General features: G+C 38.0%; 13 protein-coding genes and 1 pseudogene. 6 read left to right on the top strand and 8 right to left on the bottom strand.

What is annotated here, in order from left to right; all coding sequences use genetic code 11:
• Nucleotides 1–856: 856 nt before the first annotated feature.
• The 7 genes and pseudogenes from ACFINY_RS04480 to ACFINY_RS04450 form a co-directional block, all read right to left on the bottom strand.
• Nucleotides 857–2,845, bottom strand: a complete 1,989-nt coding sequence (locus ACFINY_RS04480) for a MacB family efflux pump subunit (RefSeq protein WP_375700881.1) — start codon at nt 2,843–2,845, stop codon at nt 857–859.
• Nucleotides 2,846–2,848: 3 nt separating this feature from the next.
• On the bottom strand, nt 2,849–4,075 hold the full coding sequence (locus tag ACFINY_RS04475; RefSeq protein ID WP_375700880.1) for an efflux RND transporter periplasmic adaptor subunit: 1,227 nt from the start codon (nt 4,073–4,075) through the stop codon (nt 2,849–2,851).
• Nucleotides 4,072–5,553: an efflux transporter outer membrane subunit gene (locus ACFINY_RS04470; RefSeq protein WP_273790528.1), complete on the bottom strand. Its 1,482-nt coding sequence runs from the start codon at nt 5,551–5,553 to the stop codon at nt 4,072–4,074. The genes ACFINY_RS04475 and ACFINY_RS04470 overlap by 4 nt, the downstream gene beginning before the upstream one ends.
• A gap of 61 nt (nt 5,554–5,614) precedes the next feature.
• A complete protein-coding gene (locus ACFINY_RS04465; protein WP_273790529.1) occupies nt 5,615–6,430 on the bottom strand; it encodes an exodeoxyribonuclease III in 816 nt (271 codons plus the stop codon).
• 33 nt (nt 6,431–6,463) lie between these two features.
• Nucleotides 6,464–7,072 carry an outer-membrane lipoprotein carrier protein LolA gene (locus tag ACFINY_RS04460; RefSeq protein WP_273790530.1) on the bottom strand — a complete coding sequence of 203 codons (609 nt, stop codon included), beginning with the start codon at nt 7,070–7,072 and terminating at the stop codon, nt 6,464–6,466.
• A 121-nt stretch (nt 7,073–7,193) separates the two neighbouring features.
• Nucleotides 7,194–7,452: pseudogene (locus ACFINY_RS04455) on the bottom strand (DNA translocase FtsK); the annotation flags it as partial.
• A gap of 724 nt (nt 7,453–8,176) precedes the next feature.
• Complete coding sequence (locus ACFINY_RS04450) at nt 8,177–10,618, bottom strand: DNA translocase FtsK 4TM domain-containing protein (RefSeq protein ID WP_375643239.1); 2,442 nt, start codon at nt 10,616–10,618, stop codon at nt 8,177–8,179.
• A 743-nt stretch (nt 10,619–11,361) separates the two neighbouring features.
• Here ACFINY_RS04450 and ACFINY_RS04445 point away from each other — a divergent pair.
• Nucleotides 11,362–12,639: a ubiquinone biosynthesis hydroxylase gene (locus ACFINY_RS04445; protein ID WP_375611704.1), complete on the top strand. Its 1,278-nt coding sequence runs from the start codon at nt 11,362–11,364 to the stop codon at nt 12,637–12,639.
• A 1,576-nt stretch (nt 12,640–14,215) separates the two neighbouring features.
• Here the strand turns inward: ACFINY_RS04445 and ACFINY_RS04440 are convergent.
• Nucleotides 14,216–14,503, bottom strand: coding sequence for an H-NS family nucleoid-associated regulatory protein (locus tag ACFINY_RS04440; RefSeq protein ID WP_015857007.1), 288 nt, complete (start codon nt 14,501–14,503; stop codon nt 14,216–14,218).
• 742 nt (nt 14,504–15,245) lie between these two features.
• On the opposite strand from ACFINY_RS04440, the gene ACFINY_RS04435 reads away from it, so the two are divergent.
• The 5 genes from ACFINY_RS04435 to ACFINY_RS04415 form a co-directional block, all read left to right on the top strand.
• A complete protein-coding gene (locus ACFINY_RS04435) occupies nt 15,246–15,872 on the top strand; it encodes a TrwN protein (protein WP_375611703.1) in 627 nt (208 codons plus the stop codon).
• A 129-nt stretch (nt 15,873–16,001) separates the two neighbouring features.
• Nucleotides 16,002–16,301: a KorA family transcriptional regulator gene (korA, locus tag ACFINY_RS04430; RefSeq protein ID WP_015857010.1), complete on the top strand. Its 300-nt coding sequence runs from the start codon at nt 16,002–16,004 to the stop codon at nt 16,299–16,301.
• Nucleotides 16,264–16,581 (top strand): VirB2 family type IV secretion system major pilin TrwL, encoded by a 318-nt coding sequence (trwL, locus tag ACFINY_RS04425; protein ID WP_375611702.1) that lies wholly within the window; start codon nt 16,264–16,266, stop codon nt 16,579–16,581. Before korA ends, trwL (ACFINY_RS04425) begins: the two co-directional genes overlap by 38 nt.
• A 144-nt stretch (nt 16,582–16,725) precedes the next feature.
• A complete protein-coding gene (gene trwL, locus ACFINY_RS04420; protein WP_375611701.1) occupies nt 16,726–17,043 on the top strand; it encodes a VirB2 family type IV secretion system major pilin TrwL in 318 nt (105 codons plus the stop codon).
• Nucleotides 17,044–17,179: 136 nt separating this feature from the next.
• On the top strand, nt 17,180–17,385 hold a 206-nt coding region (locus tag ACFINY_RS04415), incomplete at its 3' end, for a TrbC/VirB2 family protein (protein WP_375611700.1).

Raw genomic sequence — 17,385 nt, 5'->3', positions numbered from 1 at the left:
CTACCGAGTATCTGACGGCATCCTTACCCTAGAAACTCAAATGGTTTGTTTATCCTTCAGCTCCAAAATCATGAGATAAGGCAGAAAAAAGCGATGCCTTAAACAAAATATTCTAAAGAAAGCTAAGTTACTCGCATAAAGGAACAGAAAATGGCTGTGTCTTAGGTCACATTTTAAAACTTGAGCACGATCATAATTTATTTGCATAAACCTAAACACCTATAATTTGCACCACCTTCTGCAAAACTAAAAGTGAGAAATCCTCATAACCTCTTTTCCGAAAATCTTAAAAAGACTAAACGAAACCTCTTAAACTGCTCAACTATCTCGATACCAGTTCATTTTTTTGGAAGAACGCAGGTTTAAGCTGTTTTTGGCATCAACCTTCTTTTTTGTTCTTTTGTTTGTTAGCAGATATACTATTCCCTCGCCTCTTTTTAGGTTAAATCTTAAGAATCGCCGCGCAGTATATTTCATTTGTCCTCCTCTTCACATCTCAGAAGACGAGAATTTTTAACAAAATTCAGTCTGCAAGCAATCTCATTCTAACGGGTTCTATTTAATTTCTCCTTAATAGGATTTACTTCCATAAGACTCGACAAGAAAGATTTAAAATATTCATCATGCATTCTCAAAACATTTAATGCCTCAAGAAGGCTTATATGCCTACCATATCTCACATGATGGGGTGCCCTATAAAACGTTCACCTCTAGTGGTACGCTCCACTTAATGAACAAAGCGTTTTCTAAAATAGAGCAGCAAATAATGCTAAACTTTTTCCATTCATGTTTCGCTTCATAAATGCTTCATCCAAGTGGAAAGCATCACGAACAAACATGCCCCAATTGATAAAGCTTAATCGCGTGAAAGAGCGACAACAGGGTCAAGCCGTGAAGCTTGCCGCGCTGGAGAAAAGCCAAAACATATTCCTATGAGGGTTGAAAAAGTAAGAGACATAATGATCGATTCAATAGTATAAACCAAATGAATAGGTGCCTTAAACAGAAGAAACAAGCCACCGATAGAAAGTCCAAGCAAGATCCCCAAACCACCACCAATCACACAAACCAAAATCGCTTCAATGAGAAATTGCTGTAAAATATCACTTTGCCGTGCACCAACTGCCATACGCACGCCGATTTCATTGATCCGCTCAGAAACAGTGACCAACATAATATTCATCACCCCAATACCCCCCACAACCAAGGAAATAGCTGCAATTGAAGAAATTAAAAGTGTTAAAATATTTGTACTCTCCATAACACGTTCACGGAAAAATTCAGAATTTCTAATGAAAAAATCCTCCCCGCCATGCCGCATAATGAGAAAACGTTTTATCATGGTCTCCGCTAAATGTGAATCAATATCATCAGCAATCCTAACAGTAATCGCACGAACTTCTGTTGTACCAAGAAAACGCGTCTGCACTGTTGTATAGGGTAAATAAAGCTGTAAAGTATTTGATGTATCTCCATTTGCATTATTTTGCGAATCAACAACACCAATAATACGCGCAGGAACATTACCCACATTCACCACCTTTCCAAGGGGGCTTTCATGGCTATGGGGGAAAAGAACAGACAATGCTTCTTTCTCGATCACGAGATCAACCGCCCGATCATGGACACTTTTTTGATCAAAAAACTGTCCTTTGAAAACTTTGAGCCCCTGTGTCTGAAAAAATTGTTCTCCCACCCCCGCAATAATGGCATTGACTTCAACTGCACCAAAACGCACTTTCGAGCTTGCTGAAATCTGTGGTGTTACACCAGAAACATAAGGTAATCCAGACAAGGCTTCTGCATCAGCTTCAACCAAACTGGTTATTTTTTCTGCTTGTGGATCAGAAAAACTTTTACCAGGAAAAATGGTTAATGTATTAGTACCCAAACTTTTAAAATTTTCCAGAATTTTCTCTCGTGTACCATTCCCTAAAGCCACCATAGCAATAATCGCCCCAATACCGATAATCACCCCAAGCATTGTTAGAAAAGTCCGCATGCGATGTGCATTCATTGCCAACAGAGCCATCACAAACGCCTCACGGAATCGCTCAAAAAAAGAACGAAAAAAGCCCAGTTTTTGTTGGCCTTTTAGATTTTGTTGTTCCTGAAGAGATTTTCTACCAACTTTTGTTTTTGCAACCCTTGACCGCTTATCAGCAATAATTTCCCCATCACTGATTTCGATAATACGCTCTGCTCTTTCAGCCACCTGCATATCATGGGTTACAATGATAATGGTACGCCCTTCTTGATGAAGTTCATCCAAAATATGCAATACTTCTTGCCCACTCTTTTTGTCCAATGCACCAGTTGGTTCATCTGCAAGAATGACCTCCGCATTATTCATGAGCGCCCGAGCAATAGAAACACGTTGTTGCTGACCACCGGAAAGCTGATTTGGACGATGATTTATCCGATCACCCATGCCCAAACGCGTTAAAAGATCCTGTGCACGCTTTTTTCTTGCTTCCACGGCACATCCCGCATAAATAGCCGGAATTTCAACATTACCAAGAGCTGTCAATTCATTCAACAAATGGTAGCGCTGAAAAATAAAACCAAAATGATTACGTCGTAAAGCCGACAATTCATCCGCAGAAAGAGAAGCTGTTTCTTTACCAGAGATCCAATAACGGCCAGAAGTTGGACGATCAAGACAGCCTAAAATATTCATCAAGGTAGATTTACCTGAACCGGAAGCACCTACAATTGCCACCATTTCACCACGTTTAATGGTAAGATTGATGTTTTTCAAAACGGTAACAAACGTTTCGCCCGCAGGAAATTTGCGCACAATATTTTCCAAGACGAAGACAGCATCTGCTTGATTTGTGCTCATGCTTTAACTCTCGTCTTCGCTATGCATGTTAGAAGACTCTGGCATCACTCCATCAGACGAACTGGTGATGACGACATCACCCTCGTTAAGTCCTGAAATAATCTCCGCCATAACCTTATTATTCAACCCAACACTCACCTGTTTAGTAACCACCTTATTTTCCCCCACCAAAACAGAAACCCATGCTTTACGCTCTCTTGTCTCATCGCGTAAAGCATCACTTGGAACCAACAAGACATTCTGCGCGCGCCCTAAGATAATATGAACTTGAGCAGTCATATAGGTTCGCAAAAAATTGTCCGCATTATCAACATGTAGAATTCCATTGTAATAGATAGCCGATGATATTAAAGCACTAGAACCACTCACCATACCAGGATTAATACTCACATCAGCACGAATTGCTTCAGGAGCCGGCTCTACTTTTTCTAAAACGCCTTCATAACGACGCTGTGAATTACCTAGAACTGTAAAATAAAGTGGTTGTCCAGCTCGGACTTTAAGAATATCTGCTTCTGAGATTTGCGCCTTGATCGTCATCTTTGATAAATCACCCAAAATAACAATTGTTGGCGCCGACTGAACCGCATTCACATTCTGCCCTTCTTCCACAACTGTTGCCAAAACCGTTCCCGCTGAAGGGGCAGTGATGCGTGTATAACCTAAATTAACCTCTGCACTCTCCACATCAATTTGTGCTTGCACAATCTGCTGACGAAGTTGTTCAATTTGCGCCTCGCGTATTTTCACCTGTGTCGTAGCCTCATCGAGGTTCGCACGTGAAACCGCACGTGTTTCAATCATTTTTTTCTGACGCTCTAAATTTTTCTGTGCAAGAGAAAGATAGGCTTCTTGTTCTACCAAACTCGCATAATAATGCGATAATGCTGCTTTTTTTCTTTTTAAATCATTTTCCTGATCTGTAGGATCAATTTCTGCCAAGAGATCGCCTTCTTTCACAACACTCCCAGGGGAAACATGCATTGACACCACACGCCCTGTTGCACGCGCACCAACAGCCACCAACCGGTAAGGACGTACAAGACCAGAAGCTAAAACACTTTCCTCAATATCCCCACGCTTCACCACCGCTGTTATATAAGTTGGAGTAGATGTTCCAAAAAAAACAGAACGTAACCATAACAACAAGAGAATGAGAAATATAGCAGTTAAAAAGAAGGAAAGTTTTTTATGTTTTGTAATGAAATTTTTGAGTAAGTTTTTTTTCATTTCCCTACCTTTGCACGCGAACGAGGTGCATTATCAACGACTTCTGGACGCGATACATCAACAACGCCATCCCAGCCTCCCCCCAATGCTTTCATCAACGTGATATATTGCGTAACCAAAGAAACACGGCTATCTTTAAGCGCCATTTGTGCAGAATAATAAGAGCGATCAGCATTTAACAATTCAAGAAAACTAGTATTTCCATTCTCAAAAAGGCTCCGTGAAAGTTTTAAGGAATGAAGAGAAGCTTTATTCGCAACGATTAGCTTTTCTAAGCGTTGATGTTCCTTCGTTAATCTTACAAGCGCATTTTCTACATCTTCTAAAGCTTCCAACACAGCAGCTCGATAAGTAATAAAAGCTTGATCACGCTGCGCGCGCGCTACCGCAATAGAAGCCTCGACCTGACCTCCATTAAAAAGAGGAAAACGAAGACCAGGTCCAAAAGACCAGCCAATCGTTGAATTTTTCCATAATTGATCAATTGCCGTTGCTGCTGTTGAAATATTACCTGTTAAAGTAAGTGATGGATAACGATCTGCTTCACGTTGACCAATCCGTGCTGTCGCTTGCGCATATTGACGCTCTGCCCGTCGTAAATCCGGACGTGTTAACAAAATATCAGCTGGAATTCCTGCTGGTATCGGCCAGCGTGGTTGTGGAATCTTTGCATGCTTAGCATTTTTTTGTAAAAGATCCTTCAATGCCGTAGGCACACGACCAGTTAAGACAGAAAGGCGATGAACGCTCATTGCTACATTCGCTTCCATCTGTGATATATCTGCCTCTGTATTTGCCATTTGCGCTTGCGCATTTGAAACATCAAGCTCAGAGACATCACCAGCTGTTAATCTAGCGCGCATCAGTTCATAAGTTTTACGTTGTGAGACAGCAATTTGCCGCACAATAAACAACTTTTGTTGCCAACCACGCATTTGCACATAATTTGTTGCCACATCTCCTAGTAATGTCACCATGGTAGCACGCATATCTTCCACAGCCGCATCAAGGCCATAACGCGCTGCTTCAACCGCACGTTTATGCCCACCAAAAAAATCCAGCTCCCAGCTTGCATCAAAACCACTACTATACTGGTTTAACAATGCATCAGACTGTCCAGAACGACTACGGGTTCCTGAAATTGAATTGGACACATTTGGCAAAAGAGTTCCCACAACCTGCCCTAAACCTGCACGCGCCTCACGTACCCGAGCTTTGGCAACAGCAACATTATTATTTCCAGAAATAGCATAATCCATTAACGCATCTAGAACAGGGTCATTCAAATGCCGCCACCATCCGGCAAGCGCAACGGACTGCCCTGCAGTCTGTGCAGATTTTTCTCCCCAAACTGCTGGAACACGAAAAGATGTTTTCTGGTAATTAGGACCAACCATACATCCTGACAAAAGCAAACACAACAAGACACTAGAAAATAATCCACGAGAAGCGCCCCATTTGAGATTTCTGATATACATCCAGTCTCCCGCATTCTTTCAGAATCATTATTTAATATTAATACTTTATTTACCTCTTATTTCAAACTTGACGTGAAAAATCAAATACAGTTTGCACAGGAATATGATCTGAAGGACGTTCCCATCCGCGCGCATCACGAAAAATAGAAAGATCTACAACAAAAGGTGCTAAATCTTGAGAAGACCAAACATGATCAAGCCGCCGCCCATAATCGGTAAATGCCCAATCGCGAGCACGATAACTCCACCATGTATAAAGCTTGGTAGGAACAGGAATATGCAACCGCATCAGATCAACCCATCCACCTTGACAACACAAATCCTGTAAACGCTCGGTTTCAATGGGAGTATGGCTTACAACCTTCAACAATTGCTGATGAGACCAAACATCCTCTGCCAAAGGAGCAATATTTAAATCTCCCACCAAAAGAGAAGAAAGACCATCGCCGTGATCCGCACGAATGGAAGACATTTCTTCTAAAAAATCAAGCTTATGACGAAATTTTTCATTCACATCAGCATCAGGGATATCTCCCCCAGCAGGAACATAAAAATTATGAATCCGCAAGCTTCTCCCATGGGCTTCCACAATAACTGAGATATACCGGCAATCTTGGTTTTGACAAAAAAAACGTTTTTCTACCTTTTTAAAAGGCAAACGAGAAACAATAGCCACCCCGTTATAAGATTTTTGTCCACTCAATGCGATATGCTTATAACCCGCTGCTTCAAAAGCCTCCACTGGAAATAAAGCATCTGGACATTTTGTTTCCTGTAGACACAAAACATCTGCGGAAAAGAGTTCCAAATACTGAAAAACCTGTGCAAGACGCAAACGAATAGAATTAATATTCCAAGTCGCAATACGAAAGAACATTTGTTTTAATCCAAATAACGTAACACTCTTTCTTCATTTCTTCGAAGGAAGCGTGAACATCCCATTAGCGAACCGGACGTCTGTCCGCACATTCATAACCTGCACAGTAGTTTCCAAATTTTGTTGGTCAACAATTGTCCACTGCCGCAAAGCAGAGCCTTTAGAATCAAAAACCATCCTTATTTGCCCTGCCCCAATCGTTTTATCACGCAGAACAATCGTCACAGCCCCTGGATCTTCGCGAAATGCCAACAAGCGCCCAGAAGATACATCAATTTTATCATCCAACAAAAACTTCATTGGCGTTTGCGAAAGTTGTGAAAAGTTCCAAGTATTCAAAGCCCGATTGTTAATACCCACAAATTGGCCATCTGCAATAATTTGTAAAGGCATTTTTTTGTAAATGAAACGAATTTTCCCTGGACGCTCTAAATAAAATGTCCCCTGAGACATTTTTCCCTTTGGACTAAACTGAATAAAATCACCTGTCATTGTTTTGATTGCCGCAAAGTGATTCACAACATTTTGCGCCTTTATCACTTTATTAGATACTTGCGAAAAAACAGGAAAAGTTAAACACCAAAAGATAATAATTCCCACCAACCCAAAGATTCTTCTTTGCGGTAAAAAAGACGTTTTCATAAAAAATGCTCCCAAGCAATACTTAATTAACTTTATAATTCATAACTTAAGTGATCAACGACGAATAAATACCTATCTTTATAAGATAAAGATATCGTTTGAAAAAACTATCAAAAGATTTTCAAGAGTATTCTTCTTCGACAGCCTCCAAAACTTTTTGCTTACCCATATCATTTACTGGACTAATGATGCCTTCTTCTTCCATCCTTTCAATCAATGTTGTAGCACAGTTATAACCAATGCCTAAACGACATTGAATATAAGAAGTCGAAGCCTTACGATCACGAAGCACAATAGCAACAGCTTGACAATAGGAATCATCTGCTAAAGAAACATCCCTCTTTATTTCTTGCGATCTCTTTCGGTATCGTTTCCAAATAACCAGTCTGCGTTTATGTTTCCGAAATCATCAAATTTTCCTGCTTATCTGCTGATTTTCTAAACGCATAATATATTCTTTCCCCCCCCCTAATCTATGAAGCAACATAAATTATAGTCAATACATAATGGATTAAGGACTAAACATATTACTCGCGAACCTGAAAGCTCTTTTAAGTGTCAAAAATGCTTTTTTGACTTCCTTCCCACCCAAAAGAATAAAAATCTTCATCCGAACCACTCTGTAAACAGTTTGGAGTTTAGCAAATTTCACTTAGCTTCCCACCCCATATAATTCATTTATATTAAGACTCGACAGATCAGCCTTGCCCTAAATATTTAGAGCGCACTTAAAAAGACACTTAAATACCAAACCTTACATGCTTTTACCCCCCTCTACACTCGCAATGACATTATTTTATACCAAGATATTGATTTATAATAATTTATCTTTTTAACTTAAATCATAACGCCAAATACAATAAGATTCTCTCATCACATACTCTCTCATATTGAATCAATTAAAATCATTTGCTTGCACATTACAAGCAAGGTTGGTGTATGGATAAAAGTTATATAAGATAAAGAATCCCCTTATAAGGAGTCTCAAGTACCAAGGAGCTATCGCAAATTGAGAGCTGGTATATGAAAATGCAGACTTTCTACGATACAATAGGATAAACACTTGTTTTACAAGGTATTATAAAAAACAACTATAAATATTTTTCAAAAGCGTTCTTCTTCAGCAGGCACTAAAATTTCTCGTTTCCCTGCGTGATTTGCTGGACTAATGATACCTTCTTCTTCCATCCTCTCAATCAATGTCGCAGCGCGGTTATAACCAATGCCTAAACGGCGTTGAATATAAGAGGTTGAAGCCTTACGATCACGAAGCACAATAGCAACAGCTTGACTATAGGGATCATCTTCTGAAGGAGAAGACAAAGAAACATCAGCACCATCCTCTTCAACTTCTTGCGTAATTGTTTCTAAATAATCAGGTCGTGCTTGCTCTTTGAGATGCGCAACAACCTGCTCCACTTCATCATCCGCAACAAAAGGCCCATGCACACGCTGAATACGTCCTCCTCCCATCATAAAGAGCATATCTCCTTGTCCCAATAATTGCTCGGCCCCCTGTTCGCCTAAAATTGTTCGGCTATCAATTTTGGAACTCACAGAAAAAGAAATGCGTGTAGGAAAATTGGCTTTGATCGTCCCAGTAATAACATCGACGGAAGGACGCTGTGTCGCCATAATTACATGGATACCGGCAGCACGTGCCATTTGTGCTAAACGTTGAACCGCTCCTTCAATATCTTTCCCAGCAACCATCATCAAATCAGCCATTTCATCAATAATGACAACAATATAGGGCATAGGACTAAAATCAAGTGTTTCCGTTTCATAAAGAGGCTCACCGGTCTCGCGATCAAATCCAACTTGAATTGTCCGCACCATTGTCTCTCCCTGACTTGCAGCTTCCCTAAGACGTGCATTAAACCCATCAATATTACGAACGCCTAGTTTTGACATTTTACTATAGCGCTCTTCCATTTCACGAACAGCCCACTTTAAAGCAATCACGGCTTTTTTAGGATCTGTCACCACGGGTGTTAATAAATGGGGAATGCCATCATAAACCGAAAGCTCAAGCATTTTCGGGTCCACCATAATGAGACGACATTGTTCAGGTGTCATACGATAAAGCAATGATAAAATCATTGTATTGATAGCAACAGACTTTCCTGATCCTGTTGTACCAGCAACCAAAAGATGGGGCATTTTTGCTAAATCTGCAACAACAGCTTCTCCTCCGATTGTCTTACCCAAAGCAAGTCCTAGCTTTGCTTTGCTGTCAATAAATTCTTGCGCCTGCAACATTTCTCGTAAATAAACCATCTCACGCTTTGCATTAGGCAATTCTATTCCAATAACATTACGTCCTGGAACCACCGCAACACGCGCCGAAATCGCACGCATCGAGCGTGCAATATCATCTGCCAAACCAATGATACGGGAAGACTTAATGCCTGCAGCCGGTTCAAATTCATACAAAGTTACTACCGGTCCAGGACAAGCATCTATAATTTTTCCTTTGACCCCAAAATCTAACAAAACCCCTTCAAGTTCCTGAGAATTTGCTCTTAAAACAGCAGGAGAAAGTTTTGCATCCCTAACAGACGGTGGTGGAACCGAAAGATAATCTACAAGAGGAAGAACAAAACCACCATTTGAAGAAGCTGTTAAAGACTTTCGATTTTTAACAGGAGAAACATAGGCTTTATTTTGATTTTTCTCACACTTTACTTTTTCACCCAAAAAAGTTGGCTCAATCCGATCAAATGGCTTTCCTTGCCCTTTACTCTGAAAACGCCTTTTGAAACAAAATAAACGAAAAAAACGCGCTTGTAAAAAATAAAAAAGATGCAAAAGAGCGCCACAAGTTGTCGCAAAAAAACCATGATTTTCACGATCCTCCTCTGCGGCATATTCCGTATCTTCTTCCAACTCAAAGACTGGATTAACGATTTCGTCTTTTGGAATGCTTTTTTCTTTTCTTTTCTTTGTTCGACGCCGCCATATCACATTACCAGCAAAAGCAGCGGTGAAAAAACCTAAAAGAATAAAAACAACACTGAAAAACACCGTGTAAGGAGGAGAAAGAAAAAGAGGAAAGACTGAAGAAGCAACACTTAAAACTTTATCTCCTAAAACCCCTCCCAATCCCATTGGCAATGGCCAATAAGTAAAAGAAGCAACAGGTGACATAAGGGCAAAAGCAATTAAAAAACAAATCGTTGATAGCACCCATAAAAAAAAGCGCAAAGTCAAATTGTAGATATTCTTTTGCGCCAACAAGAGAAAAGACCAAAATAACGGTGGCAACAAAACAGAAAGACTTGCCAAGCCAAAAAACTGCATAATAAAATCTGAAAAAATTGCCCCCATCCACCCCATAAGGTTTGTAACCTCATTTGTACTTGCATGGGTTAAAGATGGATCCGCAACATTCCACGTCGCCAAAGCAAACACACAAAAAATAATAAAGCCCAAAAGCCCAAGCCCAATAAATACCCCTATCTGACGTAAAAACATCTCAATAAGACGCGAACCTTGAGAATTTCGCACTTCTAATGAATCATAAGGAGAAGAACTTCGGTGCATCTATCAATTCCAAATACAAAAATTTTATATTTTAAAGAGTTATAACTCCCTCTCTCTCTTAAAAAAGGATGAAGCTTAAACTCTGTACCAATTTGTAAACAAATAGCCTGTAAACAATCCGACTTCTTATCTAGCGCGTTCTACCTTCTAACCACTTCATATCATTCATATACCACCACCCTAAGAGATAATCCTTCATAAGGCGCACAAAAAGCTCTCCCTGAATATTTATCACACGATCAACCAAAAAACACCTTATGTGTAAAGTGTTACATGGGTGCTATAGGCACCTTCTTAAACAAATAATATTTTTTACGCTACATCATGATAACGGCGAAATATGAATACTGTTTTAACCATCACGAATGACCACAATTTTTTATCTATTTTTATCTATCATACTAACGAAATGTCCCCCTTCAGGACAAGCATACTGAAGTAACTCACACAACTTAAAAAATACACGACCATCTTTGTTTATTTTTAGTTTTCTTTTTTATCAACCAAGTGTAAAAAGAATTGAAGAAGATATTAAAAAAAGCTTATCCGATAAATCTGTAAGATGAATCACATAAATGATTAAGCAGAAAAACTCTGAAAAACCAATCTGTCATCAGATTGGCGCTAAAAAGAAACCTCGTTTTTGTAAAGCAGAGAGAAAAGTAAAAGTTAAGATATTTTAGGCAATGTAAAAAGATATTCTTTTTAAAAGAAAGCAAACTATAAACAATGGAAGAAGTATTGTGTGTTCTAATCGCAATAAAGACGTACAACCCAATAAAAAAATTAAATCTCATAAAACTAAACAATGTGATCTGCTCATTGCAGGAGGAGCGGCTGTCGGTTTAGCCCTAGCGATAGCACTCAAGCAAACAGCCCCTAATCTGAAAATAAAAATCGTTGATGCTGCTCCACAAGGAGATACCCCTGCTTCTAACATACGAACCATTGCCCTTGCTGCTGCTTCTATTCGTATGTTAAAACAATTACAATGTTGGGAATCTATAAAACCCTATGCGCAACCCATTCATTCAATGATCATCACAGATACAAGCACAAATGATCCTGTCAAACCCACTCTTTTAACCTTTGAAGGCGACATTAATCCCGGCGAGCCCTTTGCTGCTATGGTAGAGCATAGAGAACTCATCAACACTTTAAAAAAACGTGTCAAAGATCTCAATATCCCTGTTATTACAAACACCCGTGTCATTGATTTTCATCAAGAAGACCAACATACAACCGTCACTTTAAATAATGAAGAGGTTTGGCAAACAAAATTGCTTATTGCAGCTGACGGAGCCCATTCGAAATTACGCCAAAAAGCAGATCTTAAAAACTTTTCTCATCCCTATAAACAAACAGCAATCATCTGCACAGTTGAACATGAAAAACCCCATAATGGTCAAGCAATTCAACATTTTTTACCTGCCGGTCCTTTTGCTCTTCTCCCTCTTAAAGGCAACCGATCCGCCATTGTGTGGAATGAAGATCATAAAACTGCGCAATATTATCTCAAAGCTGATGCACTTATTTTTGAAACAGAACTCGAAAGACGCATTGGCCATCGATTAGGCAAACTCTCTTGGGATGGCGAACGTCAAGCTTTTCCTTTGAGTCTTTCTTTAACACGTCAATGCGTTAAACCACGTTTTGCTCTCGTTGGCGATGCCGCCCATACCATCCACCCCATTGCAGGACAAGGACTCAATTTAGGATTACGCGATAGCGCTGCGCTGGCTGAAGTGATTATTGAAACAGCACGACTAGGTCTTGACATTGGCTCCCTCACGGCTTTAGAGCGCTATCAAAGCTGGAGACGTTTTGAAATTGTCCGTATGGCTTTAAGCAATGATTGGCTTAATAAACTCTTTTCTAATGATAGCCTTCTTTTACGGATGCTCCGCGATACCGGCCTTGGAATCATTAATCAAGCACCAAAAATAAAAAAATACTTCATTCAAGAAGCTGCCGGACTCTCTCCAAATGCCCCACGTCTTCTACGCGGCTTCCCACTTTAAGAAAAAATTCATACTATTTTACAACCTTTCCCTTCCTCCTTCAAAGAACAAAAAATTCCTATCTCATCCAATCTGTTTACAAACCGGATTCCTGTCGAGTAATTTTTTCTTGACTTCCTCCTCCCATATTTCACTTAACATAAAACTCGACAAGCAAGCTACATTATGAGAGTATTCACTACGCACTGAAAAAAACGTTTAATATCTCAAAGAGGTTGTTGCTTTATATCACCACACCTTAAAAGAAGCCATTTCACGGCATAATAAAATAAACAAGACTTTTTAGCACACAACACTTTTATTTATAATAATAAGTTCATTGTTCTCATATTGAGTGAGAAATCTAAAGATCATAAAATACCCTTATTTCAAATCTCTCTCATGTTGAAGCAATCAAAATCATTCGCTTGCACATCACAAGCGAAAGTATCGTATAAATAAAACAATTAAACAAAGCGACAAAAGCCTCCCTCTCTCAAGAACTAAGGACTTTAGCAATATTGGAGGCGAGTAAAGTATATAATGGCACCGGCTTATACTTTTTATTGAAGTAAAAATGGTGGTGTACAATGGATTTTATATGCTCATAGAGACTTTTACGTTATACTATTCACGAGAAGCGCTATAAAATAAGCTTAGTTGCATTGAAAAATTTTTCTTTTAAAAAAGCGCGTAAATTGGAAACATAAATGTATTCCGTTTGGGGCATTCTGCTTCTCAGACAAACTCTTTAACTTATTGTGGAATACCACACAATTTTAGAAAAAATATTCCGATATATAACAAAGTGTTCCGCACTCTATACCATCACACACAATTGTAAAACCGCATATCATTCCCTTATTTCACACCATAAAAGAAGATAAACTGCAATAGAAATAATCCAATCCTTTTATTTTCAAATAAGCTCTTTATTCATTATTCATAAACGCTCAGAAATGAATTTTAATCACAAACGCTCAGAAATATGTCATAAATTCTATAAAACCCATAACAGCCATAGAAATTTTCCATTTTTCTACACACTCACTCATCTCAACTAAACGAACGATAAATAAAGTAAATGCCTCATATATAATCTTACAGAAAAAAGACCAAACAAAATCTATAACATCAGGCTTGTTCTACAGAACAGTATTTCAAAAATATAAGTATGCTAATTTATTAACATATTAATTGATAAAATTATCATTTTACATATTGAGTTAAAATCCCTATGCAATAAATTATTCTCATTTCGACCATTTTTGTAAATAATCAATAAAACTCTTTATTTACATAGACTAAAAAGAGCAACGTTAATGAAACGATAAAAAGAAGTAAAATACCCCCCTCTCTCAAATGCCAAAAGCAATTACAATATTTCAACCTGGCATCATCATTATGCTTGCCAGATTATGACAACAAGACCTTTTGCATTTAAATAAATTGTTCACGCTCCCTATTGTTGTATTTGGTAACTCAATACTTTAATATATTTGTTCAGTATGTTTATACAATCAAATTACCCAAAAGAGCATACTTCTTGCATTTACATTCCTTAGTATTCCCTTATCTTGTAAATATCGCACACGTGTTACGTTACTTCGAGTTCATCAAGTGTATACCCATTCTCCAACCACTCTTTAATCCACTTAGGTCTACGTCCACGCCCATTCCATAATTCCCATTGGTTATTGGGATTTCTATAATGGCGCTCTTTGCTCACAAGATCAGCGATATCAATTCCATGGGCATTAGCAATTTCAAGAATTTTTCGTCGCGCATTTTGCTTTTCCTTTGCTTGCCGTTTTTTTAATTCCACATCGATTTGTGTACGCATCTCTTGTAGCTCATCAAAATTCATATTCTTGAGATCATTCACCTTAATTACTCCCCTTGCAAAAAAGAATTTCTTTTTGCCATATTTTAAACACAATTATAGACAATTTCTGTCCATTTATTATCGAAATTAAAATTACGATACATATATCACTTTGACGGAGATGTGCTTTGAGCCACAAAGAACTGTTTATTGGTATATCAACTACCACCACTGCATCTTTTTTCAGTTCAATTACTGGAACTACTAAATGCAGTGCTCAAACACCATCACACCTCTCTGACTCTCATGAATCAGTAGTCAAAAGTAAATATAAATCGTCACTCTATAAATTATGGCAATACGCAACAAAGAACAAGCCCTCTCTGTATAATGATAGTGTAGTTCATTATAACAGTAAAACCTCCCCTTACACACAACGGCTTTTTACTTCGTATAAATTTTTTTTGAAAAGATTTTTGCAACTAGAGAATTATATAAAACAAGCAGCTTCAATACAGTATCAAAGATTATTATTTTTTAAAAGCAGCGCCTTTTTTCGTGATTCCAATAATATTGGTTGGCGTAATGTGCTCTGTTTTATTCAACACTTTTATCTCGTTGGTTGGATATTCGCATATATTAGAAATCTTCTTAGAAGAAAACAAAGCAATAATCACAAGGAATATTCTAAGCTAAACAATCTCATTCTGCAAATTTATAAAATCAAAAGACAACGAGAAAAAGCACCACAAAGAATTAGCATTTTTATTAATAAAATTCTTCGTAATAAGGTGTATTGCTAATGATTGTTCCAGATTTCACATTTTTTGCTGCTGCATACATATCCAATACGCCCCCCATAGCATTTTCAGTTATCGCCAAACAAGAAGCGCGGGACAATGTCTATGTAACAGATGATAAAGATAACTTGTTCTATCAATCATCTCAGCTTAAGGAAACAATCGCAACAGCTGAACAGTTTAAACAGAATAAACATAATTTTAACATAATTTTAGGGCAAATTGATGTTGGAAATGTGAAATTGTTTTCTCTTTTTGATGCATTTGATTTTTGCAGAAATCTTACAGCTGCACAAAGCGCTTTAACTTACTGCTATGAACAAACAACATCAAAGTGCGTCTTTGAAAAAGCGACTTTGCAGTCTGTGCTGAATTTTTACAATACAGAAAACTCAAGCCACACCCGTATGCAAAAAATTACTTCATATGTTGGAGTAAAAGCTTCTGTACGAGGAAATGAAGACTTGCAGGAGCCTGTAAAGCTTAAAAAAGAAGAACCAGAACAGACAACTAAAGTAGATTCTCTTTCTCTCTCTTCAAAAGGAGAAGAAGATGCATTTACACATAAAGAAAGTAGCGCCAGAGATGCTTTTTCAGCTGAAGATTTTCTTCATCGAGAAGATCACTAGAGTAACGACTGATATTTTCACGAAACCCCAGAAATTTGATAGGATATTATAATGAAAGGTAGATAAGAAAATGTTAAAGCTCTAATTAGTAAGATTGAACAAAATCTCTTCTAATTGAGGGCAAAGATAATGAAAATGATAGAACAAAACAGCGTTGATATAGCATTTAGTCAAAAAGCAGCACGTGAGATTACAGTCGTGATGCTTTCAGAAAGGGAATGGTATTTCACGTTTATTTCCGATGATCCAATCACCGGAAAGCCAAATAAATATACGTTACTTACACAAAGAGGAAAACTAAGAACTTGGGCTGATCCAAAATATCTCTTTAAGTTTCTTCATGAACGAGGGGTCATTTGTGGGAGTTTTAATCTTAATCAGGATAAAGAACATGAAACAATTAAATATTCTTCACACAACAGCTCGTAATAAAATTGCTGCATTGTCTGCAGCTTTAACTGTATTTTTTATGACCAATTCCACATATGCCCAAGCAGCGGGTTTAGATCCTGCAAAAAAGGCTTTAGAGGGACTCCAAACAGATTTAAAAACGATTATCCCTATCGCTGCTGCAGTTATACTTTTATGCTTAGCAATTGGTTATGCAGGACGCTACATCGGAAAAGACACATTTGTACGGTGGGCAATCGGTGTCGTTATCGCGGGTTCAGCAGCTGAACTAGCAAATTTATTATTTAAGCCTACCTGATAAATCCATTAAACACGAAGTATTTCTTTCATGAAAAAAGAATTTTAGACTTTAATACTTTTATCCCACATCAATTCAATGAAATTATCCCTATTTCATGGAAAAACTACTTGCGCCAAATACAATTTTATAAGGTTGAACGATATGAAAAAATTAATCAATTTTCAATTGAACGATAATAACAAAATTACAGCAACCTCTGCAGCTTTAACTGTATTTTTTATGGCCAATCCTGTGTTAGCCCAAGCAGTAGTTTTAACTCCTGCAGACAACGCTTTAAAAGCGCTCCAAAAAGACTTGAAAGATATTATCCCCATTGCTGCTGCCGTTATACTTTTGTGCTTAGCAATTGGTTATGCAGGGCGCTATATCGGAAAAGATACATTCGTACGGTGGGCAATTGGTGTCGTTATCGCTGGTTCAGCAGCTGAGCTTGCTAATTTGTTATTTAAAAGCACCTGATAAATCCTATTAAACACGAAATGTTTCTGTTATAAAAAGAAACTTAGATTTCTGTATTTTTATTTAGTGAAATAACAAACTATATCAAAAAAAGAGATTATTTATACCAACTGTAATCTAAATTGGAATAAGCAATATGAAACAATTAAAAACTCTTCAAACAATAATTTGGAATAAAGCTACTAAAACCTCTGCAGCTTTAACTGTATTTTTTATGGCCAATCCTGTGTTAGCCCAAGCAGTAGTTTTAACTCCTGCAAATAACGCTTTAACTGCACTCCAAACAGACTTAAAAACGATTATCCCCATTGCTGCTGCCGTGATACTTTTGTGCTTAGCAAT

Source organism: Bartonella sp. AA23NXGY, from assembly GCF_042197165.1.
Classification (GTDB): Bacteria; Pseudomonadota; Alphaproteobacteria; order Rhizobiales; family Rhizobiaceae; genus Bartonella.
The sequence above is the reverse complement of the archived record's forward strand: the minus strand, read 5'-3'. Positions and strand labels throughout refer to the sequence as shown.

Coding starts and splice junctions, on each gene's coding strand:
- ACFINY_RS04480 (WP_375700881.1), bottom strand. CDS start 2,845: ATGAGCACAAATCAAGCAGATGCTGTCTTCGTCTTGGAAAATATTGTG.
- ACFINY_RS04475 (WP_375700880.1), bottom strand. CDS start 4,075: ATGAAAAAAAACTTACTCAAAAATTTCATTACAAAACATAAAAAACTT.
- ACFINY_RS04470 (WP_273790528.1), bottom strand. CDS start 5,553: ATGTATATCAGAAATCTCAAATGGGGCGCTTCTCGTGGATTATTTTCT.
- ACFINY_RS04465 (WP_273790529.1), bottom strand. CDS start 6,430: ATGTTCTTTCGTATTGCGACTTGGAATATTAATTCTATTCGTTTGCGT.
- ACFINY_RS04460 (WP_273790530.1), bottom strand. CDS start 7,072: ATGAAAACGTCTTTTTTACCGCAAAGAAGAATCTTTGGGTTGGTGGGA.
- ACFINY_RS04450 (WP_375643239.1), bottom strand. CDS start 10,618: ATGCACCGAAGTTCTTCTCCTTATGATTCATTAGAAGTGCGAAATTCT.
- ACFINY_RS04435 (WP_375611703.1), top strand. CDS start 15,246: ATGATTGTTCCAGATTTCACATTTTTTGCTGCTGCATACATATCCAAT.
- korA (WP_015857010.1), top strand. CDS start 16,002: ATGAAAATGATAGAACAAAACAGCGTTGATATAGCATTTAGTCAAAAA.
- trwL (WP_375611702.1), top strand. CDS start 16,264: ATGAAACAATTAAATATTCTTCACACAACAGCTCGTAATAAAATTGCT.
- trwL (WP_375611701.1), top strand. CDS start 16,726: ATGAAAAAATTAATCAATTTTCAATTGAACGATAATAACAAAATTACA.